Source organism: Gaetbulibacter sp. NE (assembly GCF_025548475.1).
In the GTDB taxonomy this organism is placed as follows: domain Bacteria; phylum Bacteroidota; class Bacteroidia; order Flavobacteriales; family Flavobacteriaceae; genus Gaetbulibacter_B; species Gaetbulibacter_B jejuensis.
The window spans coordinates 1-26349 of record NZ_JAOQHY010000014.1; the positions used below are offsets into that span (position 1 = coordinate 1).

The following is a 26349-nucleotide window of genomic DNA, read 5'->3' on the forward strand; positions in this document are numbered from 1 at the left end:
ACAATCAAAACTCGTTTGGTCTAATGACAAGCTTGCTATTCCGCAAGCATCGTTTGATCCATTATCTATATCTGAAGTCGTGATGCTTCCGTTTCCTGAGGCATCTAATACAACTGTTGCATTCTGACAAACTGCTGTTGGTGCTGTGTTGTCCTGAACGGTTACTGTTGCACTACAAGTCGATACGTTTCCGTTATTGTCAGTAACTGTTAATGTTACCGTGTTGGCTCCTACATTAGAACAATCAAATGTGTTTGGTGACACACTCATCGATGCTATCCCAAAATCATCGGTACTGCCTCCATCTACATTAGCTGCTGAAATAGAAACATTACCAGAGCTATCAAGTTGAGCAACATAATTTGTACAGACAGCGATTGGAGGATCATCTACTCTAAAGCTAGCGCTAAAATTGGCTCCTCCATCATTAATAGTATGCGGAAATGGATTTGGCACACCGCCAACAGTAAAATCTGCTGTTGTATAAACTTCAATTGTGTAATCAATACCAGATGTTAAACCTGCTAAAATATTAATATTAGCATTGTTTGTAGTCCAATATTGATTATCTCCAGACCCTGAGCAAGCAGCTCCAAAAAAGTTCTGTACATTAGAGCTTAAATCTATAGAAACAAAAGCACCTGAAGGACTACCTGTTGGATATATTCTATAATTCAAATACCCAGATGTAACATCATCTGTACCACATTTATAAATATTGTTTTGTCCTCCACTTAAAACAAACGAATCAGTACTTTGAAAAGTTCCTAAATTTGTTCCATTGAAATCAAAATTTGCAGTTTGGGTGTGCGGGTTTAAATCATAATAATTATTACCCGATCCACTATCTATGATAACATAACTTTCATAAATACCTGACTGGGACTTCACGTTTTGACATATGAAGGTAAAGAAGAAAAGTAAAGCTAATTTTAAGTATCTTTTTCTCATAAATCTGTTGTTAATTAGAAAAAATAACAAGCAGCACTATCAGAGGGAAGAAATGATGCTAATAGTTTAAATACTACCAAATTAAATTTAATGGTAGACAGTAAAAATATCTTTACTCCCTGATTTTTAAGAATTTAATCGATAAAACGCAAAAAAACAACTTCCAACGTTGGTTTTCAATCAATTATCAATAATTAAAATTAGCTTCACAGCTATACTTTAACTAACTTCCACTTGCCTTTTTTAAACCAGATAATTCCTATAACTGCTATTAAAACTTCGGCAGCTGTAATGGATGCAAAAACACCTATTGGACCAAAATCTAGAGTAATTGCCGTGAGGTAAGCAAATGGTAATTGAAACAACCAAAAACAAACAAAATTGATATAAGTTGGTGTTTTGGTATCTCCTGCTCCATTAAATGATTGGATTACCACCATACCATATGCGTAAAATATATAACCAGCTGCCAAAACACGTAAACATAGACTACCATATTTTACAACATCAGGCTGCGTATTGAATAATTCAATGATATGAGTAGCAAATACTAAATAAATAAGGGACACTAAGCCCATGAAATAAGCTGTATAGCGCCCTGTTTTCCAAACGGATTGTTCTGCTCTATCAGGTTTTTGAGCTCCAAGGTTTTGACCTACCAATGTAGCAGCAGCATTACTCATTCCCCAAGCAGGCATTAGTGTAAACATCATTACACGAATAGCAATGGTATAGCCTGCTAAAACTTCGCTACCAAATTCGCTCATAATTCGCATTAAAAACACCCAACTAGATGTACCTATTAAGAATTGACCAATTCCACCAAGAGAGACTTTTATAAGGTTGAGCATGACACCTATTCGTACGACTAAATCCTTAATACCAATCTTAATTTTGCTATAACCATAAAATAAGATTACTAGTTGAAATAATACTGCTGTCCCTCTTCCTATTGTGGTTGCTATTGCTGCTCCTTCTACTCCAAAAGCAGGAATTGGCCCAAAACCAAAAATAAACATAGGGTCGAGGATAATGTTTAATCCATTAGAGAGAATTAATGTCCACATGGCTACAGAGGCGTTTCCTGCTCCTCTAAAAATGGCATTAATAAGAAACAATAACATAATGGTTATGTTACCTCCTAACAAAACTTGAGTATAACCATAACCTTCAGCAATGAGATCTGGTTCTGCTCCCATAAGTTGTAAAATTTCTTTAGGATACAGAATTCCAATACCACTAATAAGTATTGATACTGCTATACCAAGAATAATGACTTGAACAGCAGCTTGCGAAGCGCCTTTTATATCTTTTTCACCAACACGTCTTGCTACAACTGCTGTGGCTGCCATACTTAATCCTATAGCTACTGCATACACTAAGGTAATAACCGATTCTGTTAAACCAATAGTAGCTACTGCATTGACACTTACTTTAGAGACATACATAATATCTACCAAAGCAAAAATAGACTCCATGAGCATTTCAAGAATCATTGGAATTGATAACATGAAAACTGCTCTTCGAATACTGCCTGAGGTAAATTCTTGTTCTTTACCTGTTACAGCTATTTTAAAATATTTAAGGAATTGTTTAAGGGTAATTTTGTTTGATTGCATTTTTAATACTTTTAAATGTAAAAACTAGTCTAAGCCATTTAAGTTTAGACAAATTAAAAGCCGAAAAAGAACTTCAGCGTTATCCTGTTTTTAAATTTATGCAATCATAATACCGCAAATATGCACAAAATTTTTGAAACTACAACCCTATTTTGACTCAATCCAGCTAATTACCGACTCGTCTGTTGGTAATGTTCTCGGGGAAATAACCTTTGCTAAATGTCCGTTTTCGTCGATAAGATATTTTTGAAAGTTCCAAGCAACTTCAGAATCTTCCAACCCATTTTTAGACTTTTCAGTTAAAAACGTATACACTTCGTGCATGTCATCTCCTTTTACTGAAATCTTACCCATCATAGGAAATGTTACGCCATAATTTTGTTTACAAAACGATGCAATTTCAGTATTGGTTCCTGGTTCTTGTCCTCCAAAATTGTTTGCAGGAAACCCTACAATTGTAAAGTTTTTATCTTTAAATCTTTCATACAGCTCTTGCAACTGCTCGTATTGAGGAGTTAAACCACACTCACTTGCTGTATTAACAACCATAACTTTTTTTCCTTTTAAAGTTGAAAAATCAAAATCGTCTCCATAAAGATCTTTTACTGTAAATTGATAGATATTTTCTTTTTCCATGTTTGTTTTTGATGTTTCTAAACTAGTTGATGCTACTTCGTTTGTTGTTTCTTTTTTTTCTTTACAGCTACAAACTATAACCGCAAAAATTAGTAATGCTATCTTTTTCAAAAGTTCAAATTTTTAGTAATTAATGTTGACCGTTTAAGTTAACTCTCTTTTTCTCTATAAAGGTAAAGTTTTTTCTAGTTTCAAGAATCAACACCTAGTCTTTTAACCTAGATTTTAACAGCTTGTTTTGTTCTTCCATTAAAGCAGTCAAGTTTGTTAACAGTTCAATATCCTTAGGAGTTGCAACTGTTTTATCATTAGTGTCATGCGATTTGTTTCTTAATCGGTTTAAGAACTTAACTACCACAAACACCGTAAAACCTATAATAAGAAAATCTAAAAAGGCTTCGCCAAAAGCACCATAGCCAATAGCAACCTCATCGGTTATTATAGTTCCTGAAGTATCCTTAACTGCTTCTTTTAAAATGATGCTTTTATTCTGAAAATTAATTCCGCCAGAAAGCAATGATAATGGTGGCATAAACACTTTCTTCACCAAAACATCTATAACTTTATTAAACGATGCTCCTATAATGATTCCTATTGCCATATCCATCATATTTCCTTTTACAGCAAACTCTTTAAACTCTTTTATAATTTTCATTTATCTTAAATTTTAAATACTGACCGCTAAGATAATTAGATATGGTTTTACTTTTATCTATATCTTTTCAAAAACAGATAATTTATTTTATCTGATTATTAGCAGATATTTTAAATTATCCTATATTTAGCAGATAATTTTGTTTTTCTGATTAAAAAATCATAGATTTGATTATAGACATTGAAAAAAATGACAAGTATTTTAACAGGTGATATTATAAATTCTAGAGAGAGCGCACCAAATGAATGGTTAACTGCACTTAAAGAGACTTTGAGCACTTACGGAAAACAGCCAGCAGCTTGGGAAATATACAGAGGTGATAGTTTTCAACTAGAAGTTGTTCCTGAACAAGCGCTTGAAGCTGCAACTTTAATAAAAGCCACTATAAAAACTTTTAAAGCTATTGATGTTAGAATTGCTATTGGTTTAGGCGAAAAAACATACACTTCGGATAAGATAACAGAATCTAATGGTAGTGCATTTATTAATTCGGGTGAATGCTTTGAAAGCATGAAAAATAGTACGCTTGCGTTAAAATCTGAATATGAAGATTTTGATACTACCCTAAACCTTATGTTAGAGCTTGCTCAATTAACCATGAATAGTTGGAGCCCTACGTCTTCTAAAATTATTAAAGCATCACTCAACAATCCAGAACTGAACCAAAAGCAGATTGCTAAATTGCTAGGTAAGTCACAAAGTAATATTAGCGAAGGGCTTAAACGTGGTGGATTTGATGAAATTTCAAAAATGCTAACCTATTATAAAACCCAAGTTAAAACACTATGATATCTTTATTTATAAAACTAGTACTTGCTCATATTGTTGGAGACTTTTTGCTACAACCAGAAAAATGGGTAAAGCACAAAGAAGAATTTAAACACAAATCCAAATACTTGTATTGGCATATCCTAGTACACTTAATTGCGTTGGTTATTGTACTTCAATTCAATTTTAAATATTGGCTAGGACTATTAATAATACTAATAAGCCATTATGGTATAGATGTGATAAAACTCAACCTAAAAAACAAACTGAATACACGTTTATTGTTTGGGTTAGATCAATTGGCACACCTTATAGTAATTGCATTGGTTGTAAACATTTATGAACCTTATAGCATAAACACAGACAGCTTTTTCTCTAGTCAATTTTTATTGTTTGTTACAGGTTTGTTAGGTGTTACTGTGGTTTCATCGGTAATTATGAAAACATTAATTTCTAAATGGCAATTAGAAGAAGACCTTAAAGGTGAATCTTTAGAAAATGCAGGAGCATACATAGGCATGCTCGAGCGCTTGTTTGTTTTTGCCTTTATAGTAATGGATTATTGGGAAGGCATTGGGTTTTTAATTGCTGCCAAATCTGTTTTCAGGTTTGGAGATCTTTCAAAAGCTAAAGACCGAAAACTTACCGAATATATCCTTATTGGAACGCTTCTTAGTTTTGGGCTTGCTATTGCGTTTGGTATGGCTTATAAGTATGTGATGACATTGATTTAATGACAACCACTAATTATTTCTTATAAAACTTCACCCATTTTCTATATGCTAAAACACCTAAAACAGCAACAACACCAACAGCAATTGCAATAATTTTAAAACTAGCTATTTGTTGACCCGATTGATACGAGTGTAATCCTGATAAATAGAAATTTACCCCAAAATAAGTGAATATAATACTTGCTATTGCAATCACAGAAGACAAGTTATAAATGTATCTACTTCTAAGACCTGGAACCAAACGCATGTGAATTACAAAAGCATAAATCATAATACTAATTAAAGCCCAAGTTTCCTTTGGGTCCCAACCCCAATATCTACCCCAACTTTCGTTCGCCCACATACCTCCTAAAAAGTTTCCTATAGTAAGCATTACTAAACCAACTGTTAATGCCATTTCATTAATGATGGTTAGTTCTTTAATATTAAGGTCCATTTTAAGTTTATTGTTTTTGGTTGTAAATACCATTAACAACAAACTTACAATTCCTAACACCATACCTAATGTAAAAGGTCCATAACTCGCCACAATAATAGCTACATGTATCATTAACCAATAACTATTTAGTACAGGTTGAAGGTTAGCAATTGAAGGATCCATCCATTGCCAGTGTGCAATCATTAACAACATAGCTGTTACAAAAGCTGTGGCAGCAATGGTTAAATTACTCTTTCTACCGAAAATTAAACCAAACAACATGGTAGCCCAAGCTACATAAATCATAGATTCATAAGCATCACTCCAAGGTGCATGACCAGAAATGTACCAACGTGCAATAAGTCCTGCTGTGTGAAGCAAAAACAGTAATATAATTACTCCTATAAGACCTTTTACGATATAATCAATTGTCTTGTTTTTGTCTTTAAAAATCTGAACGATCAATAGCACAAATAATACCGTTGAAGCATACATATACCAACTAAACAATTTTTTAAAGATATCGTATTTATTATATTGAATTTCGGTATGTATCTTGTCATCTGAAAGCATGACTTCACTACCAAACTTCTGCTGAGTTTTCTTAATACCATCAAGTACTTGTTCTGCAATAGTATAATCTCCAGAGGTTTTAGCGTTGTAAACATTCACCAAATAAGCATTAAGCCCATTGTTAATAAAATTAGCATACAACGAATCTTTTATAGTTTCTCTATAGCCTTCTTCTCTAAACTCTATTGGAGAAATCCATTTATTGTTTTCGTCATCTGGTACAGGAAAAATCTTTAACGAGCGTCCTTCAATTGCATTGTATAATAAGTACACTCGTTGTTCAGCTTCTTTAAACTCCTTTTGGTAAGCGTTTAAATCATTTACATTAGTAATTCTATCAAGATAAGGTTGCAGTTTAAAAGCTCCTGTTTCTGTGAAAAAATCGGCTAATGCCGCATAATCTTCTTCCTTTGAAACACCTATTACACTTCTGATAGTATCTGCCTTTCTTGGTTTTAAATAAATTACAGGAACGTTGTACCAAAGCAACGGACTTTCTTGAATTGACAACATTACTTGGTTGGCATCCAAATCTTCGTAAGTATCGTGTTTACTTAATTTACGAAGCATCTCAGACGCATAGGTATTCATAGGTTTCATACGTCCACTATAGTCCTGTACAACCATGTGCCCAAACAAATCGGCATGCTCTTTTGGAGCTACATTAGCATGAAGAATAGAATCAATTTGCGCTTTTGTAGGTTTTGAATGATTATGACCATCGTTTTCAGAATGTTCTTGTCCATAACCTAACATTCCAATGCACAGTAAAAGAACCGTTAGTACTTTTGCTTTTTTCTCTTTTACTTTATTAAGCATACGACGTAAATCTCCAAAACGAGAATACTTGCTTACAATAATACCCAACAAACCTAAATACAGTAAAAAGTAACCAATATAAGTTATCCAAGTTCCCCAAAAATCATGGTTTACTGAAAGGATAGTTCCTTTTTCATCTGGGTCAAAACTCGATTGAAAAAAACGATAACCTCCATAATTAAGAATGTGGTTCATGTAAATTCTATAATTAAAATTTTCCTTAGCTTCATCAATAACAGTTACTTCACTAGCGTATGAAGAATAGTTGTTTTCAGTTCCTGGATAACGTTCAGCAATAAAATCGTTAAGCTTAATACTAAACGGTAGTTCAATACGCTTAGAACCGTATTTTACAGCAACATCCAATCCGCCAACTTTTATTTGTTCAAAAGCATTATCACTACCTTTACCTCCTAGCACTCTTACTCGTTCAGTCTCACCATTTGCAGTTACTTTTAGTACTAAACCGTCTTCATCACTTTTTAAGATTTCAGGTTTTTTAACCAAATCAAAAACTCCTTTTACAACAGGTTTTGGGAATACCATTTGCATATTACCAATTATATATCTTGAACGTAACATAAGTGGCTGAATAGAGTCTTTCACCAAAGTTCCTGTTTGCCCAGTAGCCATTGTTAAATATTCACCTTCAAAAGGAGATTCAATAGTTAACGAACCATCTTTATATGTAATATTAACTGCTCCTTCTTGAGGCTTGTTTAAAGAAAATAACACATTATGAATACTTTGTACTTGTCCTACCTTTAAAAAGTGATTGTGTGGTTGCCCACCACCAGATTCTACTATTTTAAGATATTCTTCTCCATTCTCGTCAGGTACAATATCTTTTTCAGCACCAGCAATAAATTTTTCAAGCTCAATGCTTACTGGCATTTCATCATAAGTAGTTGAAGCATAAAAAGTATTGTTCATTCTTGGAGAAAAGTCTACTTCGCTTTCTAAAACCCTACGTTGGTTTTGTCCATTAATTACTAAATCTCCATCAATATAAGTTGTGATATACGTTTTTTGAGATAAAAAGACATTTTCGGTATCGCCTTCGCGAATAGCCATCATGCCTTCATAACTAATATATCGAGTAACAAATGCTCCTATTAATATTAAAATAAATGCTGCATGCAGAATAAAGGTTGCCCATTTTTTCTTTTGTAGTAACTTATACCTAAAAATGTTACCTATAAAATTGATAACAAAAATTACCATAATGGCTTCAAACCACCACGCATTATAAATCAGGTTTCTGGTATATGGCGTTGGTGATGTATCTTGGCTAGCATCTAAAAAAGTACCAGTAGCCATTGCTACAGCAAAAACAATAAATAAAACAGCAGTAAGTCTAGTAGAAAAAAGGATTTTAGAGAATATATTTTGCATGATATTAGGACTCTTTTAATAAGTCGTGCAAATTTAAGGCTTTTAGTTTATTTACAGATGTTAAAACGTACTAATCTTTTTTATGCTTTTGTCGTTCTTCAAAAATTTTAAGATGTAAAAATGTTCCCATTTTTCGCGCTCTTCTTTTGGCAATATCTGCATACTCACCTACAAATAATTCATCGATAGTTTGATACCACAAATTCAACCAAACTCCAAAATGAAGTTCAGTAATACTATGGTTATTATCTTTATCAACCTTTACATGAGCTTCCATTGGGTTACCAATGTATTTCTGCTCTAGCTTTCGAGTCATAAATAAACTTGTTTCCCAAAACGTAGTCAACCTATCTAAGTGTTCGTCCCAATCTTTTATAGCAGTATTAAAAATTGGCCCTAAAAGATTATCTTTTCTCACCTTTGTGTAAAATGATGATACAAGTAGGTAAACATCTTCTCTTGTATCTAATTCTTTTTTTTCCATTATTACAAAGATAACTTATAACACTTTTATTTGATGTAATACTTACCTATTTTTACAACATGATTTCTGTTATAATTATTGGTGCAGGCAATGTTGCTTCACATTTTTACAAAACATTTAAAACAGCTGAAACCGTTTCGGTAACACAATGGTACAACAGACGCTTAAATGCAATTGAAACCTATCAAAATGAAGTTGAAATTACCGACGACATTAAAGCGTTAAAACCTGCTGATGTTTACCTCATTGCTGTAAAAGACGATGCAATTTCACATTTATCTTCTCAATTGCCTTTTGAAGATAGATTGGTTGTGCATACCTCTGGAAGTATAGGTGTTCATGACCTAGACAAAAAGCTTAAAAGAGGTGTGTTTTATCCGTTACAAACTTTCACAAAAGATGCTGATGTTGATTTTTCAACAATTCCTTTATGCATAGAAACTATTAACAAAGCCGATTATCAAACTTTAAAAACACTTGGTGAAGCTATAGGTTGTAAAACCTATAAAGTTAATGGTGACCAACGTAAAGCATTACACCTAGCAGCTGTATTTGTAAATAATTTTACCAATCAACTGTATAGAGTTGCTCATGAAATCACTGAATCTGAAGGTGTAGAATTTGAAATTTTAAAACCTTTAATTACAGAAACTGCTAAAAAAGTGCAAGATATTTCGCCTTACATGGCTCAAACTGGTCCTGCAAAACGCAATGATAAAAAAACAATAAAAAAACATTTAAAATTACTGGAAAACGAGCATCATAAAGCTATTTATAAACTCTTAACAGCTTCAATACAAAAAACACATGGAAGACAAAAGCTATAAAGAATACCTAGAACATATTACCACATTTATTTTTGATGTAGATGGTGTATTAACTGATGGCACCATAACCTTAACAACTTCTGGTGAAATGCTAAGAACCATGCATACCAAAGATGGTTTTGCCATGAAAACTGCCATTGATGCTGGATTTAATATTTGCATCATTTCAGGAGGTTCAAACGAAGGCGTTCGTGTGCGTTTAGAAGGTTTGGGTGTTAAAGATGTTTATCTTGGAGCTCACAACAAAATTGAACAACTTAACGAGTTCCTTAACAATAACTCTATTAAAACCGAAAATGTACTATACATGGGTGACGATATTCCTGATTATCCTGTTATGAAATTAGTAGGTTTACCTTGTTGCCCACAAGATGCAGTTCCTGAAATAAAAGGAATTTCAAAATATGTATCTCATAAAAATGGTGGTAAAGGTGCTGTAAGAGACGTTATAGAACAAGTCCTTAAAGTACAAGGAAAATGGAATACCGATTTTAGTGCTAAATACGACTAATTTTTAGTTGGCAGTATGCAGCCATCAATAAAAAATCTAACAACTAACAAAAACACACATTGAATATACTCAACCTCATCCGCTATAAAAACCTTTTAATGATTGCCATAGTGCAGCTATTAATAAAATATGCACTTTTTGAGCCTTTTGGAGTAGCGATAACTCTTAATGGATTTGGGTTTTCTTTATTAGTTATTGCAACGCTTTGTTTAGCTGCTGGCGGAAATATCATCAACGATATTTACGATAAAGAAACTGACGCAATCAACAAACCAGATAAGGTAATTGTTGGTAAAACAGTATCTGAAAAAACAGCCTACAACCTCTTTATCGCATTTAACGTTATTGGTGTAGGTGTTGGGTTTTATTTATCTCATTTAGTAGGAAGAAGCGGATTTTTTGTACTTTTTGTTGGTATTTCAGGACTACTATACCTCTATGCTAGTTATTTTAAACAACTTATTTTAGTTGGCAATCTATTGGTTTCTATATTGGTTGCTTTAAGTATTATTATTGTTGGTCTTTTTGAGCTTTTGCCTGCTATTACTCCAGAAAATCAAGCAACTCAAGTCACGTTTTTTAAAATCCTTTGGGATTATGCATTGTTTGCATTTATTATAAACCTACTGCGTGAAATGGTTAAAGACATCGAAGACATTGATGGCGACCATAAAGCAGGAATGAACACATTACCAATAGCACTTGGTCGTGAACGTGCCAAAAAAATTGTGTTTGCTTTATCCTTTGTTCCCATTGCTGCAACGGTATATTATGTAGTCACTTACTTATTTAAGCAACAACTTGTGGTTGCTTACTTTTTACTGTTCATAATTGCTCCACTAATTTATGTGAGCATAAAAATATTTACTGCAGAAACAAAAAAAGACTATCACGCTATTAGTAATATTCTTAAATTAGTAATGCTTTTCGGTATGCTATCATTATTACTGTATAAATTCATTTTAATAAATTAATGCTTAACGACTTACTCAAAAACCATAACATCATTTTAGCTTCTGGTTCTCCTAGAAGACAACAATTTTTCAAAGAATTGGGTTTGGATTTTGAAGTACGTTTAAAACCTGTTAAAGAAGAATATCCAAAGCGTTTACAGCATTTTGAAATCAGTGATTACCTGTCACAACTTAAGGCTTTACCCTTTAAAGAAGAACTTAAGGATAATGACATTTTAATAACCAGCGACACCATAGTTTGGCATAACAATACAGCTTTAGGAAAACCTAATAGTGAAGCTGAAGCGTTTAATATGATTCAATCTATGAGCAATGCAACACACGAAGTCATCACCTCTATCTGCTTTACGACTCCTACACTTCAAAAAACGGTAAATGCAATTACCAAAGTGACTTTTAAAAGTTTAACCAACGACGAAATAAACTACTATATTAATACTTGCAAACCCTTTGACAAAGCTGGAGCTTATGGCATACAGGAATGGATAGGACAAGTTGGTATTACTAAAATAGAAGGCTCTTATTTTAATGTGGTTGGGTTACCTACTCACCTACTTTATAAAACACTAAATAGTTTAGTTGAAAACTAATGGTCTTATTAGTTTTCTGTTTTATCTTTGTTTAAAGAAACCCTATTCCAATGCTTTTAGAAACTTATAAAAACGAATTAATTCAATCTGCTATTTTAATCGCTATACTCTTATTTATACGATTTATTTCTGCAGTAGCAGTACGAAAAATAGGAAAGAAAAGTGGTATTAACGATGCTCGAATTCATCTCATTAACCGTTACGTAACTGCAACTTTATTTATGATTGCAGTACTTATTGAGGCCTTTATTTTTGGTGCAGAGTTTAAAGATATGGCTTTAGTATTTTCTTCGGTGTTTGCTGTAATTGGTATTGGTTTATTTGCAATATGGTCTATTTTAAGCAATATTACTTCAGGTATTATTATGTTTTTTAACTTCCCTTATAAGGTTGGTGATAAAATACAAATCCATGATAAAGATTTTCCTCTGGAAGCGATTATTGAAGACATTGCTGCGTTTCAGTTACATTTAAGGTTAGATAATGGAGATTTAGTGACTTACCCAAACAACCTTATCTTGCAAAAACCTGTAACACTAGTTAAAAAAGACGCCATTGACGATTTTCTTGATGATGGATCAGATGCGTTATAAACTTGAAACAGTTCAAACTAAATAAAAAAGAGGTTTTTTGGTTGATAGGAATAACACTATTTGTTCTTATTATAAACCTACTCATTTTTGGGTTTGAAGGATTAACAACTAATTCTACTCTAAATTTAAACTTTCACGATACTTACTTAGTAATTGAAAACACTCAGTTCATTTTGTTTTGCAGCTCCATAATATTCTTTGGAGCATATTTAGTAAGGGTACTACGTAGGAAATTCAATAATTTAGTTGCAAATCTAATCTTGATGATTTCTACTACCCTTTTAGTTTTAATTTTAATGGAACTAATTTCTATACTAGAGCTATTAAACCAACAATCATCAAGTTGGACAGTGTACCCTCCTTTAAGCGACCAAGAAATTGAACCAGAAGTAAAACCTAAAGAAAATGGTTTACTCTTAATTTCAAACATACTTTTTGGCTTCCAAATACTATTATTAAATTTTATAGGTTATTGCGGATTTAAGACTGGACAAAATTTCAAACAGAACAAATAATACTTCAAAATCACCCAAACCACACGTTAAAGAAACATTAAAACCAGCAGATGCGCTGGTTTTCTTTTTATATTTATTGCCCACAAACCAAAAAACCATGCATAAAAAACTACTGTTTTCTTTTTTAGCAATTGCAATTTCTTCTTACTCAACGTTTGCTCAACAACCTAAAAAACCTAATAGTTCAGAAATATACGAATCCATACAAAAACTTAATTTTTTAGGTTCGGTACTCTACGTTGCTGCGCATCCTGACGATGAAAACACACGTTTAATTTCTTATATGTCCAACCACTTAAAAGCACGTACTGCTTATCTATCTTTAACACGTGGCGATGGTGGTCAAAACTTAATTGGACCCGAAATACGCGAACTTCTTGGAGTTATTAGAACACAAGAACTTTTAACTGCTCGTCGCATTGATGGTGGCGAACAACGTTTCACCAGAGCTAACGATTTTGGGTACTCCAAACATCCTGATGAAACTCTTGAAATTTGGAACAAAGACGAAGTGTTGAGCGATGTTGTACTTGCTATACGCCAATTTCAACCAGACGTTATCATTAACCGTTTTGACCATAGAAGTCCTGGTAGCACACATGGCCATCACACAAGTTCTGCAATGCTTAGTGTTGAAGCCTTTGATTTAGCAAACAACGCATCAGTTTATCCTGAGCAATTAAAAACAGTTAGTCCATGGCAACCAAAACGTCAATTTTTTAATACTAGTTGGTGGTTTTATGGTAGCCAAGACGCTTTTGAAAAAGCCGATAAAACCAATTTATTATCCATTGATACTGGAGTGTATTTTCCATTAAACGGATTGAGTAATCCTGAGATTGCAGCGCTTAGTAGAAGTCAGCACAAATCACAAGGTTTTGGGAGTTCTGGTAGTAGAGGTGAGCAAATGGAATATATCGAACTAATCAATGGTTCGTTACCAACTGACAAAACCAATATTTTTGATGGTATTGACACTTCATGGAATCGTATTAAAGGCGGAAAAGCCATTGGAGACATTCTTTATCAAGTTGAAAAAGACTACGATTTTTCAAACCCTTCGGCATCCATTCCAAAGCTTGTTGAAGCCTATACCTTAATTCAGGATTTAGAAAATGAGCATTGGAAAACTATAAAATCTGAAGAAATCAAAAATATTATCGCTAATTGCGCTGGTTTGTTTCTTGAAGTTGTTGCTAATTCTAACCACGCAACAGCAAATTCTAAAGTGCCACTTTCTATTGAAATGATCAACAGAAGTGACGCAAACATTATGTTTACTGGCTTACAACTAAAAGATAGCGGAAGAAAAAAACGCCTATACAAACGCTTTCCTTTAAAAGATAATATTGAAGAAAACCTTAAAGATACTATTCTCATTTCTCCGCGTCAGCTTCCAACTACACCATATTGGCTAACAAAAAAAGGTACTTTGGGCATGTACAAAGTTGAAGACAAAGCGTTAATTGGACATCCTGAAACACCTAGAGAATATACAGCTACTTTTAAATTAGAAATCAACCAAACACCTATAGAATTTACAAGACCTATAGTTTACAAAACCAACGATCCTGTAAAAGGTGAAGTTTATAAACCTTTTGAAGTTATCCCTGAAGCCTCTGCTAAAGTATCTGAAAAGGTTATCATTTTTGAAAACGGTCAGCAAAAAGACATTCAGGTTGTCGTAAAATCAGGAAAAGATAATCTTGAAGGTTATGTACAAATTGCACATCCACAAGATTGGAACATTTATCCTGAAAAACAAAAAGTATCAATTGCAAATAGTGGTCAGGAGCAAACATTAATATTTACTGTTGTACCTCCTAAAAATCAAAGCGAAGGACTAATTACGCCAATGGTTCATGTTGGTGACCAAGTGTTTACTAGAGAACTTATTGAGATTGATTACGACCATATTCCGTATCAAACTGTATTACTTCCTAGCGAAAGTAAAATTGTAAGATTAGACATTAAAAAGAGAGGTGAAAACATCGCTTACATTGAAGGTGCTGGTGATGTAGTTCCTGAAAGCTTACAACAAATAGGTTATAATGTAGTGATACTAAAACCTGAAGACATTAACACAGAAACCTTAAGCAGGTTTGATGCTGTTGTAGTTGGTATTAGAGCTTACAACACAGTTGAAGACTTAAAATATAAACAACAAGAACTGTTTGATTATGTGGCTAATGGTGGAAATATGATTGTACAATACAATACTAGCAGAGGATTAAAAACCAATAATTTAGCACCTTACAAATTACAATTGTCTAGAGATCGTGTTACTGATGAGTTTGCTGAAGTTACGTTCTTAAACCCTGAACATCCACTTCTTAATTACCCTAATAAAATCACTACAAAAGATTTTGAAGGTTGGACTCAAGAGCGTGGGCTTTATTTTCCTAATGAATGGGCTAATGAGTTTACACCTTTGCTTTCAATGCACGACAAAGGAGAAACTGCTAAAGAAGGCAGCTTACTCGTAGCAAAGCATGGCAAAGGGTATTATATTTATACAGGATTAAGCTTTTTTAGAGAGTTTCCTGCTGGAGTTTCTGGTGCTTACCGTTTATTTGCCAATATGCTTTCTATTGGGAAAGAAGATATTTCAACCGAAGAAAGTTTAAAAAACTAATGAAGCAAGACAACTACAAATGGCAAAAAATGTACACCTTAATTTTGGTAGCTAATGCCTTGTACATTTTGTTTTTCTACTTAATTACACAAGCTTACTAATTATGCAAACAATAGACTGGATTGTACTTTCATTAACCCTTTTTACTATTGTTTTATATGGTACTTGGCAAACTCGTGGTAGTAAAAATGTTGAAGATTACATAAAAGGAGGCAATACTGCACATTGGTGGACTATTGGACTCTCAGTAATGGCAACACAAGCGAGTGCTATTACGTTTTTATCAACTCCTGGTCAAGCGTTTAATGATGGCATGGGCTTTGTTCAATTTTATTTTGGACTTCCTATTGCTATGGTTATTATATGCATGGTGTTTATTCCATTATACCATCGACTCAAAGTATATACAGCTTACGAGTTTTTAGAAAATAGATTTGATTTAAAAACAAGAACTCTAACAGCAATACTCTTTTTAATACAAAGAGGTTTAGCTGCAGGAATAACCATTTTTGCACCTGCTATAATCTTATCAGTTGTATTAGGTTGGAATCTGCTTTTACTCAATATCATTATTGGTGTGTTGGTAATCATCTACACAGTTACAGGTGGTACAAAAGCAGTAAACGTAACTCAAAAACACCAAATGCTTGTTATTTTCTCAGGAATGATTGTCGCTTTTATTTTAATCATCAATAAGCTACCAGAAGACATCACCTTTAGCAATGCCATAGAAATTGCAGGAGCTAGTGGTAAAATGGATGTTTTAGATTTTTCATTCGATCTTAATAACCGTTATACATTTTGGAGTGGAATTATTGGTGGTACGTTTTTGATGCTCTCCTATTTTGGAACAGATCAAAGTCAAGTACAGCGTTATCTTTCAGGAAAATCGGTTAAAGAAATGCAATTAGGACTCATTTTTAACGGCTTGTTAAAAGTCCCTATGCAGTTCTTTATTCTATTGGTTGGTGTTATGGTGTTTGTGTTTTATCAGTTTAATGAAGCTCCTTTAAATTTTAATCCTTTAGCGACTGAAACCGTTTTAAATTCAGAATACGCTGAAGACTACAAGCAACTTCAAACACAGCAACAAGAACTTTTTCATGTTAAAAAGGAAGCTATTAATTCGTTTAACACTACAGGAAAGTCCATTTCAAAATCTACAATTGCAAACTTCAATACCGAAAATGACAAACTAAGAGCTGAAGCAAGAGTTTTAATTGATAAAGCTGCTGAAGCTAAAAACCTAAAGATTGAAAGTAATGATAAAGACTACATGTTTATTTCTTTTATCTTGAAGAACCTTCCTCGTGGTCTTATTGGGTTGTTGCTTGCTGTTATTTTAAGTGCTGCAATGTCTAGCACTTCTAGTGAACTCAACGCATTGGCATCTACAACAACTATCGATTTATATAAACGAAATGTAAGTGAAAAATCTGAAGCTGAAATGGTAAAAGCCTCAAAATGGTTTACTCTAGCTTGGGGATTAATGGCAATTGGTGTAGCCTGTGTTGCTAATTTAGCCGAAAACCTCATTCAGTTGGTAAACATCATTGGTTCTATTTTCTACGGAAATGTGCTTGGTATTTTCTTACTTGCTTTTTTCTTTAAACACGTTAAAGGAAATGCGGTTTTTATTGCTGCATTATTAACTCAAGTTATTGTTATTGCTCTGTTTTTCTTAAACCACTTTAGTCTAATCAACCTACCGTATCTATGGTTAAATTTTGTAGGTTGCCTTATTGTTATTGTATTAGCATTAGGTATTCAATTGAATCAAAAAACACATGTCACAACAAACTAAAACCATACGCTGGGGAATTATTGGTCTTGGAAAAATAGCCAATAAATTTGCCCAAGATATTTTAACTATTGACAATTGTCAATTATATGCTGTGGCTTCCCGAAGCCAAGAAAAAGCTAACGAATTTGCTAAAACTTATAATGCCGAAAAAGCGTACAACAGTTATGAAGATTTAGCTAAAGACCCAAATATTGACGCAGTTTATATTGCGACTCCTCATGCGCTCCATAAAGAAAACACCATATTATGTCTAAAAAATAAAAAAGCGGTGTTATGCGAAAAACCTTTTGCTATGGATAAAAATGAGGTTGAAGACATGATTACAATAGCAAAAGAAAACAAAGTACTGCTCATGGAAGCCTTATGGACGTATTTTTTACCACATTACAAATTTGCGCTTCAACACCTTGAAGACAAAACCTTTGGAAACATCACAAAATTAGAAGCTGATTTTGGTTTTAAACCAACAGTTGACATGAACTCTCGTGTGTTTAAAAAGTCGTTAGGAGGAGGAAGTCTTTTAGACATTGGTATCTACCCTATTTTTGCAGCATTATCTACTTTAGGCCAACCAAATACCTTAGAAACCAATGCTACTTTTTTTGAAAATGGCGTAGATTCATCTTGTACAATCACTTTTGATTATAACAATTCTATAAAAGCGCATTTAAAAAGTACCCTTTTAGAAAAAACACCTACTGAAGCTATATTTTATTGCGAAAACGGAATTGTAAAAATAAACAGTCGTTTTCAAGAGCCTTCGACTGTGAGTTTAATTCCTAATGAAGGCAAAGAAGAACATTTCGATTTTGGATATACTACCAACGGTTATAATTTTGAAACCATACACTTTAACCAATTACTTAGAGATGGAAAAACAGAAAGTGATGTTATGTCGTTTGAATTTAGTAAAACTCTAATTACAATGTTAGATACTGTAAGACAAAAAATAGGTTTACATTATGAATAAAAAAAGCGCAACAATTGTTGCGCTTTTTTAGTATTATTATTGGTTTACAATTACATTGCTCCCCATTCTTTTAATGAATCTGTATTCATTTTCACATAATCATCATTTCCTGCTTCTTTGGCTGCAGCTAAAGATTTTTTTGCTGCTTCAATAGCTCCTTTTTTATCGCCTGCAGCAGCATAAATTAACGACTTTTTTCTTAATTGCCAAAATCTAGGAGTTTCTGTCAAAGACATTGATTTGTCTATCCACTCTTTAGCTTTATTAATATCTTTACCTTCTTCTAAATAATAAACAGCAGCTGCATAATAATCATTAGCACTCGGTCCATTCATTACTCTGTCAATAGAAGAGGTTACTTTTGTATCTGTTGGCACTGTAAACGGTACAGCAGCATAAGTTTTTTCCCAAATAAACTCTAATGCAGCACCACTATTTGATATTTGATTAACATCAATTGTATACGTTTCAACATTAAATGGTACTTCGTAAGTTTTAACAGTAGTTTTAGCTGCTACTTTAGCATCATCCCAATTTTGAGGATTTCCCCAGTTATTTGTATCAGTGTAGAAAAATACTTCCCAAGAACCTTTCATAGGCTTAACAAAAATAGCATAAGAACCAGCCTTAAGTGTTTGTCCATCAATAGTAACATCATCACTAAATGTCACCATTGTATTTTTATTAGCTCCTGCTCTCCAAAGTTTATCATAAGGTACTAAATCTCCAAAAATAGCTCTTCCTTTTACTCCTGGACGAGAATACTCTAGAGTAACATCAGTTAAACCAACCTTTTGTTCAAGCTTACTAGCAGGACTAGATTGTGGTGTTTCAATTTGAGCATTTACGCTAAATGTAAACGCAATTGCCAAAGTGAGTAGTAATAGTTTTTTCATTTTGATTAGATTTTGATTAGAATTAATGTATCGCTTTTAAAAATTAAAATTACAAATTAGAAAGCCCTCTAGATGTTAATAAAACCTTAAATTAAAGTACAAAGCAACCATCTTGACCACAAAAAAAGACTAAACATTCTACAAACTTTTAAAGAACAAATTAACTAACAACTAGACAATTATATAATAAAAACACTATATTTAATCACAAAAAAATCTCATCATGATAAAAAAATTACTTTTAAGTAGTATACTACTTTTTCCTTCTATTTATTTCGCACAGGTAACATTTACTAATGCAACTTCAAATTTGGTAAACCCTAATTTAACAAGTGGAGTAGCCATAGGAGTTTGCGATATGAATGGAGACGGTTTAGATGACATCATTAGACTGGATGATGCTAGATATCTTCAAATAGAATACCAAAACACTAATGGAGTATTTACCAGATTAAACTACGGTAATTTAGCTGGTAGTGGTAATGAATGGGGACTTTGTATTGCCGATGTCGATGAAAATGGCTATAACGATATTTTTACAGGAGGAGCTTACAATGGCAAAAAGCTATTAATTGCAAATTCAACTGGAACAAATTACACTTCAAATTCATTAAGTGGTTCAAATATTTTCATTCAAAACCTTAATTTTATTGATATTGACAACAATGGTACAATTGATATTTTTGCTTGTCATGATGAAGGTGTTTCATCTGCGTACAATAATGATGGCAATGGCAATATGACACAAGATAATGCTGGTTTAATAAATGCTGTTTCTACGATTCCTTCTGATAATTCAGGTAATTATGGTTCTATTTGGGTTGACTATGATAATGATGGCGACCAAGACCTTTACATCTCAAAGTGTAGACTTGGAGTAAGTAACCCAAACGATGGTAGACGTGTCAACCTATTATTTCAAAATGATGGCAGCGGTAACTTTACCGAAGTTGGTGTCGCAGCTGGTTTAGTGCCTTATGCACAATCATGGTCAGCTAATTTTGAGGACATAGACAACGATGGCGATTTAGACTGCGTGTTAATAAACCATGATGTTAGCAGTATTATATACGTAAATAATGGTAACGGTACGTTTACAGATATAACTGCAACTTCTGGGATTGCTACAGAGTTAAACGATTTAGGTAGTGGAGGAATTCAGGTTATTATGGAAGATTTTGACAATGACACTTTTATCGATCTTTTTATCACTAGTAGATATGCTTCTCATGCACTATTTAAAAACAATGGCGACCTTACTTTTTCAAAAATGCCATCACCTTTTGGTTTAGGCAGTGACAATATACAAAGTGCTGCTGTTGGAGACCTCAACAATGATGGTTTTATTGATGTTGTAGCTGGTTTTGCTATAGGCTATAACAGCCCAACAAACGACCCAGACATTTTATTCTACAACAATGGAAACTCAAATAATTGGAGTGAAATACGTTTACAAGGAGGCCCAAGTAATATTAATGGTATTGGAGCAAGAATAGAATTACATACTGCGACTGGTGTTCAAATTAGAGAAGTACGTTCGGGTGAAAGCTACGGAACTATGAACTCACTAATGACACATTTTGGTTTAGGAACACAAACTGCAATCACTAAGATAGTTGTTAAATGGCCTTCTGGTATCGTTGATGAGTTATTTAACCCTAACATTAATGAATCTATATTAATTATTGAAGGTGCAACACTTGGAGACAATCAATTTACTAATACTGATATTAAAATTTATCCTAATCCAACAAAAAACAATGTAACTATTGAAGGCTTAAAAGATATTACTAATGCCTCTTATTCAATCTTTGATATTTCAGGGAAAATGATAAAAAACAATAGCATGTTTTTTAACAATGAAGCTACTATAAATTTATCTAGTTATGATAGTGGTGTATACTTTGTACATCTTAAAACTGATAGTAAAAAACTTGTTTATAAGGTTGTAAAAGAATAACCTTGTATAGACACATACAAAAAAAGGCTTCGAAATTTCGAAGCCTTTTTTATACTTATATTTTAGGTTTAGTTACCTTCTACTCTAGTAATTTTTGCACCAATTGCTCTTAAGCGTTCATCAATATTTTCATAACCTCTATCAATTTGTTCAATATTATGAATTGTAGATGTTCCTTTAGCTGATAAAGCTGCGATTAATAACGACACTCCTGCTCTAATATCTGGCGATGTCATAGTCGTTGCTTTTAATGTAGATTTAAAATCATGACCAATAACAGTTGCTCTATGTGGATCACATAGTATAATTTTCGCTCCCATATCAATCAATTTATCCACAAAAAACAGTCGGCTTTCAAACATTTTTTGGTGTACTAATACACTACCTCTAGCTTGTGTAGCCACTACCAAAACAATACTTAATAAATCTGGTGTAAACCCAGGCCATGGCGCATCAGCTACAGTAAGTATTGAGCCATCAATGTAACTTTGTATTTCGTAACCATCAGTATGCGCTGGTATATGAATATCATCACCTTGTTTTTCAACAGTAATACCTAGTTTTCTAAACACATTAGGTATTTGTCCAAGGTCATCCCAACTTACATTAGTAATGGTCAACTCACTTTTTGTCATTGCAGCAAGTCCAATCCAGCTTCCTATTTCAATCATATCAGGAAGCATTCTATGTTCAGTTCCTCCTAAGCTATCAACACCTTCAATAGTTAACATATTAGAACCTACTCCAGTTATCTTCGCTCCCATTCTATTGAGCATTTTACAAAGCTGTTGTAAATAAGGCTCACATGCTGCATTGTAAATTGTAGTAGTCCCTTCGGCTAAAACTGCAGCCATAACAATATTTGCTGTTCCTGTTACTGAAGCTTCATCTAAAAGCATATAAGTACCTTTTAGTTTTTCGGCTTCAACACCATAGAAATAGTCTTCGCGATTGTATCTAAATTTTGCACCTAAGTTTATAAAACCTTCAAAATGGGTATCTAGTCTACGTCTACCAATTTTATCACCTCCAGGTTTAGGAATATATCCTTTTCCAAAACGTGCTAAAAGTGGACCAACAATCATAATTGACCCTCTTAAACCTCTACCATCTTCTTTAAACTCGGCAGATTCAAGATATTTTAAGTTAACCTCATCTGCTTTAAACGTGTAAGACCCAGAACCTATTTTGTTGATTTTTACACCTAGCTTTTTTAATAATGCGATAAGTTTATTGACATCAACTATATCTGGTATGTTATTAATAGTTACTTGCTCTGGAGTTAGTAAAACTGCGCATAAAATTTGAAGTGCTTCGTTTTTTGCGCCTTGAGGTTGTATTTTTCCTTTTAATTGGTGACCTCCTTCAATTACAAATGTACCCATGAAATGTTAGTAGCGTTTTCTGTTACGATTAGAATTACTTTTTTTGTGTCCTTGTTTTTTAGAATACTTCTTTTTACCTCTCATTAAACTTGTTGAGTCCGAAAGGTCTTCATCACTATTCTTAAGGTTTATTTTACCACCTGAAAGTTCAAATAAATGATCAAAAATCACATCGTCTTCAACTGTATCTTTGTTCCAGTTTAAGAAGCATTTTTTCATGTGGTTTGCAATGGTATAGATTAAAGCGTCTTTTAGCTCTCCTTCTTCCCATGTATTAGCAACGTCAATCATCGTCTTTATATTGTTTCCATAAAAACGATATTTAGGATGATTTTGCGGGTATGTTAAAGGCTCTGGTCTTGCTTGCAACTCATCTTTTGATGGTTGTGGATATGGCGAATCTGCATCTAGCTCAAAATCGGCCATAATAAATAATTGATCCCAAAGTTTATGTTGAAAATCTGGTACGTCTCTTAAATGAGGTTGCAAATTTCCCATTACAGATATAATGGCTTTTGAGACTTTATTGCGCTCTTCTTTTGTTGGAAGTTCTTTAGCGTAATTAATCATTTTCTGCAAGTGCCTTCCATATTCCGGAATGATTAAATGCTCACGCTCTGTATTGTATTCTAAATCGTTTATCAAAATAAGATATAGGTATTTTATTATTGTGCATGTAGTTGTTTATGCACTAGCGCAAAATACAAAAAAATAATTAGTTCTATCCTAAATTATAATGAAATTACGCCTTCTACTTTTTCGGTAACTTCCTTGTATTTTGCAATAACAGCATCAGGATCTCTCATCAATAAATTAATCGAAACACTAGTATATTTACCGTTTTTAGATTCAATAGTATTTATAACTGCTCCCATATTATCAAAAAGCGCTTCTATTTCAGCTATTTTATCTAGTTCTGATTTTACTATAAATTTATATAAATACTCTGAAGGCCAACTAGCTGTATCGTATAATTGCTCTCTTAATTTGTTATAAAATTCCTCTGTTCTTTTATCTTCTGCCATAGTTTTTATTTAAAAATGCAAAAATACATTTTGCTTTACTTTATTCTGTTATATTTTTCAGGTAATTGCTGCTTCAAAAATATTATGCAATTAAACCTTTGTTTTGTTAAAAAATAATTATTTTCGACCAAAACACATTATACGCTTTATATAGCTAAAATCTTGCCAATTTGAGTACGAAAACAATTGTTATTACTGGAGGACCAGGTACAGGAAAATCTTCTATAATTAACGAACTAAAAGAAAGAGGATATACTTGCTTTGATGAAATTTCGCGTCAAGTAACACTTGAAGCTAGAAAAAATGGTGTAGAGCAACTATTTTTAACTGAACCTTTACTATTTAGCGAGCTTCTTTTAAAAGGTAGAATTAAGCAGTTTGAAGACGCAAACGCTCACAGCTCCAATACTATTTTTCTTGATAGAGGCATACCTGACATATTAGCATATATGGACTATATTGGTGACACGTATCCTGAACCTTTTATTGAGGCTTCTCAAAACCTTGTCTACGATCATGTTTTTGTTTTAGCACCTTGGCAAGAGATTTTTATTAGCGATGCTGAACGCTACGAAAACTTTGAGCAAGCAGTAGAAATACACAAACATTTACTAAACACTTACAAAAGATTCAACTACAATTTAATTGATGTTCCTTTTGGTCCTATTGAAGAAAGGGCTAACTTTATACTAGAGTTGTTAAATTTATAGTGATGCAACATCCTATAACCATACTTGAACATTATTTTAACCACACTAGTTTTAGACCACTGCAAGAAGACATCATTAATGCAGTACTAGATAATGAGGATACTTTTGTATTGCTCCCTACTGGTGGAGGAAAATCTATTTGTTTTCAAATTCCTGCGCTTATTAAAGACGGTATTTGCATTGTTATTTCTCCATTAATTGCCTTAATGAAGGACCAGGTTAATGCACTTAACCAAAAAGGAATAAAAGCAATGGCTTTAACAAGTGGTATTTCTTATGACAGACTAGATACGCTTTTAGACAATTGCATTTATGGCAACTATAAGTTTTTATACTTATCTCCTGAACGTTTGCAACAACAAATTGTAAAAGATCGTATACAGCAAATGAATGTGAACCTAATTGCTGTTGATGAAGCGCATTGTATTTCGCAATGGGGAAACGACTTTAGACCTGCTTATAAAAACATAAGTATTTTAAGGCAATTACATCCTTCTGTTAATATTATTGCACTTACAGCTACTGCAAAAGCAAACGTTGTTGATGAAATTATAACCGAACTGGATTTTATTTCACCAAAAGTATTCAAAGCCTCATTTAGTCGTCCAAACATTTCGTATCAAATCATTGAAACCGAAGACAAGTATTATAAACTTGAGCAAGCTTTACAAGCCAATAAAGGATCATCGATTGTTTATGTAAGAAATAGAAAAGCGACCGTTGAAGTAAGTGAGTTTTTAGCAAAAAAAGGATTTAGTTGTACTTTTTTTCATGGTGGTATAAATACTAAAGAAAAGCAAGACCGTTTGTACCAATGGACCAACAATGCGGTTGAAATAATGGTTGCCACAACAGCTTTTGGAATGGGAATAGACAAAGCTGATGTAAAAAATGTTATCCACTTTAATTTACCAGAGAGTCTTGAAAGTTATTATCAAGAAGCAGGTCGAGCAGGAAGAAATGGTGATGATGCTTATGCAATTTTATTAAAAACAAATGCCGATGAACAACATTTAAGAAATCAATTTTTAAAAACATTACCATCAATAGACTTTATAAAACTGGTATATAGAAAACTATGCAATTACTTTCAAATCTCTTATGGCGAAGGTGAACAAACCCAGTATCAGTTTAGTTTTGTCAATTTCTGTAAAGCTTATGACTTTAAATCTTCATTAACCTTTAACGCTTTACAAATATTAGACAGAAATAGTGTAATTAGCTTATCGCAACAATTCAATTATAAAACCAAACTACAATTTATTGTAAGTAATGCTGCGTTGTTCAATTATCTTGAAACTCATGAAAAGCAAGCTGTAATTATAAAATCTATACTTAGAACTTATGGCGGAATTTTTGAACATTTACTTAATATTAATGTTTCAATAGTTGCCAAAAAAGCATCAACTACAGAAGAACACGTTCTTAAAGTATTAAGCCAGCTTAAAACCGATGATATTGTAGACTTTCAATATTCAAACACTGATTCTGAACTTACTTTTCTACAACCTAGAGAAGATGACAAAACCATAAACAGGATTGCTGCAAATATTGAAAAACAACATCAGCTAAAGCACGATCAAATTGAAGCTGTTTTACACTATACAAATACTAGTTCTGTTTGTAAAAACATTGTATTGCTAAATTATTTTGGCGAGAAAACATCAACTAATTGCGGAATTTGTTCAGTATGCAAATCCAAAGAAAAATCTAAACATTCAACAGATACTAAATCCGTTAAAAATGGTATTATTGTTGCTTTAAAAAAACAAGACTTGTCGTCAAGAGCATTGATAGAATTGCTTCCGTTTGATGACTCCGAAATATTACACACTTTAAAATTATTGTTGGAGCACAACATTATAAGCATTACTCCAACAAACACATATAAATTAAATTAAT

At 33.0% G+C, this 26349-nt stretch carries 23 protein-coding genes and 1 pseudogene; 14 read left to right on the forward strand and 10 right to left on the reverse strand.

What is annotated here, in order from left to right:
* The 4 genes and pseudogenes from OD803_RS13270 to mscL form a co-directional block, all read right to left on the reverse strand.
* A pseudogene (locus OD803_RS13270) lies at positions 1 to 951 on the reverse strand (HYR domain-containing protein); the annotation flags it as partial.
* 212 nt (positions 952 to 1163) lie between these two features.
* Positions 1164 to 2570: an MATE family efflux transporter gene (locus tag OD803_RS13275; RefSeq protein WP_262733814.1), complete on the reverse strand. Its 1407-nt coding sequence runs from the start codon at positions 2568 to 2570 to the stop codon at positions 1164 to 1166.
* A 147-nt stretch (positions 2571 to 2717) separates the two neighbouring features.
* Positions 2718 to 3317 (reverse strand): glutathione peroxidase, encoded by a 600-nt coding sequence (locus OD803_RS13280; RefSeq protein WP_269468244.1) that lies wholly within the window; start codon positions 3315 to 3317, stop codon positions 2718 to 2720.
* A 94-nt stretch (positions 3318 to 3411) separates the two neighbouring features.
* The gene (gene mscL / locus OD803_RS13285; RefSeq protein ID WP_129761642.1) at positions 3412 to 3861 is read right to left on the reverse strand and encodes a large conductance mechanosensitive channel protein MscL; all 450 of its coding nucleotides are present in this window, start codon (positions 3859 to 3861) and stop codon (positions 3412 to 3414) included.
* A 189-nt stretch (positions 3862 to 4050) separates the two neighbouring features.
* On the opposite strand from mscL, the gene OD803_RS13290 reads away from it, so the two are divergent.
* Both OD803_RS13290 and OD803_RS13295 read left to right on the forward strand, forming a co-directional pair.
* Entirely contained in the window at positions 4051 to 4650 is a 600-nt protein-coding gene (locus OD803_RS13290; protein ID WP_262733816.1) for a SatD family protein, read from the forward strand.
* Positions 4647 to 5363, forward strand: coding sequence for a DUF3307 domain-containing protein (locus OD803_RS13295; RefSeq protein ID WP_262733818.1), 717 nt, complete (start codon positions 4647 to 4649; stop codon positions 5361 to 5363). The genes OD803_RS13290 and OD803_RS13295 overlap by 4 nt, the downstream gene beginning before the upstream one ends.
* 13 nt (positions 5364 to 5376) lie before the next feature.
* Here the strand turns inward: OD803_RS13295 and ccsA are convergent, their stop codons facing one another.
* Together ccsA and OD803_RS13305 are read right to left on the reverse strand one after the other, a co-directional pair.
* Positions 5377 to 8568, reverse strand: coding sequence for a cytochrome c biogenesis protein CcsA (ccsA, locus tag OD803_RS13300; protein WP_262733819.1), 3192 nt, complete (start codon positions 8566 to 8568; stop codon positions 5377 to 5379).
* Between the two features lie 70 nt (positions 8569 to 8638).
* Positions 8639 to 9052, reverse strand: a complete 414-nt coding sequence (locus OD803_RS13305) for a group III truncated hemoglobin (protein WP_262733821.1) — start codon at positions 9050 to 9052, stop codon at positions 8639 to 8641.
* 59 nt (positions 9053 to 9111) lie between these two features.
* Here OD803_RS13305 and OD803_RS13310 point away from each other — a divergent pair, with 59 nt between their 5' ends.
* From OD803_RS13310 to OD803_RS13350, 9 genes are all read left to right on the forward strand, one after another.
* Positions 9112 to 9879: a Rossmann-like and DUF2520 domain-containing protein gene (locus OD803_RS13310; protein WP_262733823.1), complete on the forward strand. Its 768-nt coding sequence runs from the start codon at positions 9112 to 9114 to the stop codon at positions 9877 to 9879.
* Positions 9860 to 10390, forward strand: coding sequence for a KdsC family phosphatase (locus OD803_RS13315; RefSeq protein WP_129761648.1), 531 nt, complete (start codon positions 9860 to 9862; stop codon positions 10388 to 10390). The genes OD803_RS13310 and OD803_RS13315 overlap by 20 nt, the downstream gene beginning before the upstream one ends.
* 59 nt (positions 10391 to 10449) lie before the next feature.
* Positions 10450 to 11364, forward strand: a complete 915-nt coding sequence (locus OD803_RS13320; RefSeq protein ID WP_262733824.1) for a geranylgeranylglycerol-phosphate geranylgeranyltransferase — start codon at positions 10450 to 10452, stop codon at positions 11362 to 11364.
* Positions 11364 to 11954, forward strand: coding sequence for a Maf-like protein (locus OD803_RS13325; RefSeq protein ID WP_134199928.1), 591 nt, complete (start codon positions 11364 to 11366; stop codon positions 11952 to 11954). The genes OD803_RS13320 and OD803_RS13325 overlap by 1 nt, the downstream gene beginning before the upstream one ends.
* Before the next feature lie 50 nt (positions 11955 to 12004).
* The gene (locus tag OD803_RS13330) at positions 12005 to 12547 is read left to right on the forward strand and encodes a mechanosensitive ion channel family protein (RefSeq protein ID WP_262733826.1); all 543 of its coding nucleotides are present in this window, start codon (positions 12005 to 12007) and stop codon (positions 12545 to 12547) included.
* Positions 12548 to 12810: 263 nt separating this feature from the next.
* A complete protein-coding gene (locus OD803_RS13335) occupies positions 12811 to 13062 on the forward strand; it encodes a hypothetical protein (RefSeq protein WP_262733828.1) in 252 nt (83 codons plus the stop codon).
* 97 nt (positions 13063 to 13159) lie between these two features.
* Positions 13160 to 15697, forward strand: coding sequence for a PIG-L family deacetylase (locus tag OD803_RS13340; protein WP_262733830.1), 2538 nt, complete (start codon positions 13160 to 13162; stop codon positions 15695 to 15697).
* A 103-nt stretch (positions 15698 to 15800) separates the two neighbouring features.
* Positions 15801 to 17501 (forward strand): sodium:solute symporter, encoded by a 1701-nt coding sequence (locus tag OD803_RS13345; RefSeq protein WP_262733832.1) that lies wholly within the window; start codon positions 15801 to 15803, stop codon positions 17499 to 17501.
* Positions 17485 to 18471: a Gfo/Idh/MocA family protein gene (locus tag OD803_RS13350; RefSeq protein WP_262733834.1), complete on the forward strand. Its 987-nt coding sequence runs from the start codon at positions 17485 to 17487 to the stop codon at positions 18469 to 18471. Before OD803_RS13345 ends, OD803_RS13350 begins: the two co-directional genes overlap by 17 nt.
* 50 nt (positions 18472 to 18521) lie before the next feature.
* On the opposite strand, the gene OD803_RS13355 is transcribed toward OD803_RS13350, so the two are convergent.
* Positions 18522 to 19367, reverse strand: a complete 846-nt coding sequence (locus OD803_RS13355; RefSeq protein ID WP_262733835.1) for a DUF2911 domain-containing protein — start codon at positions 19365 to 19367, stop codon at positions 18522 to 18524.
* A 223-nt stretch (positions 19368 to 19590) separates the two neighbouring features.
* Here OD803_RS13355 and OD803_RS13360 point away from each other — a divergent pair, with 223 nt between their 5' ends.
* Positions 19591 to 21327, forward strand: coding sequence for an FG-GAP-like repeat-containing protein (locus OD803_RS13360; protein WP_262733836.1), 1737 nt, complete (start codon positions 19591 to 19593; stop codon positions 21325 to 21327).
* 68 nt (positions 21328 to 21395) lie between these two features.
* Here the strand turns inward: OD803_RS13360 and murA are convergent, their stop codons facing one another.
* From murA to OD803_RS13375, 3 genes are all read right to left on the reverse strand, one after another.
* Positions 21396 to 22712, reverse strand: a complete 1317-nt coding sequence (gene murA, locus OD803_RS13365) for a UDP-N-acetylglucosamine 1-carboxyvinyltransferase (protein WP_129761673.1) — start codon at positions 22710 to 22712, stop codon at positions 21396 to 21398.
* A 6-nt stretch (positions 22713 to 22718) separates the two neighbouring features.
* On the reverse strand, positions 22719 to 23357 hold the full coding sequence (locus OD803_RS13370) for a DUF4290 domain-containing protein (RefSeq protein ID WP_131508596.1): 639 nt from the start codon (positions 23355 to 23357) through the stop codon (positions 22719 to 22721).
* 86 nt (positions 23358 to 23443) lie between these two features.
* Positions 23444 to 23737: a DUF493 family protein gene (locus tag OD803_RS13375; protein WP_262733838.1), complete on the reverse strand. Its 294-nt coding sequence runs from the start codon at positions 23735 to 23737 to the stop codon at positions 23444 to 23446.
* A gap of 170 nt (positions 23738 to 23907) precedes the next feature.
* On the opposite strand from OD803_RS13375, the gene OD803_RS13380 reads away from it, so the two are divergent.
* On the forward strand, positions 23908 to 24447 hold the full coding sequence (locus OD803_RS13380; protein WP_129761676.1) for an AAA family ATPase: 540 nt from the start codon (positions 23908 to 23910) through the stop codon (positions 24445 to 24447).
* A 2-nt stretch (positions 24448 to 24449) separates the two neighbouring features.
* Complete coding sequence (locus OD803_RS13385; protein WP_262733840.1) at positions 24450 to 26348, forward strand: RecQ family ATP-dependent DNA helicase; 1899 nt, start codon at positions 24450 to 24452, stop codon at positions 26346 to 26348.
* Position 26349: the final 1 nt, after the last annotated feature.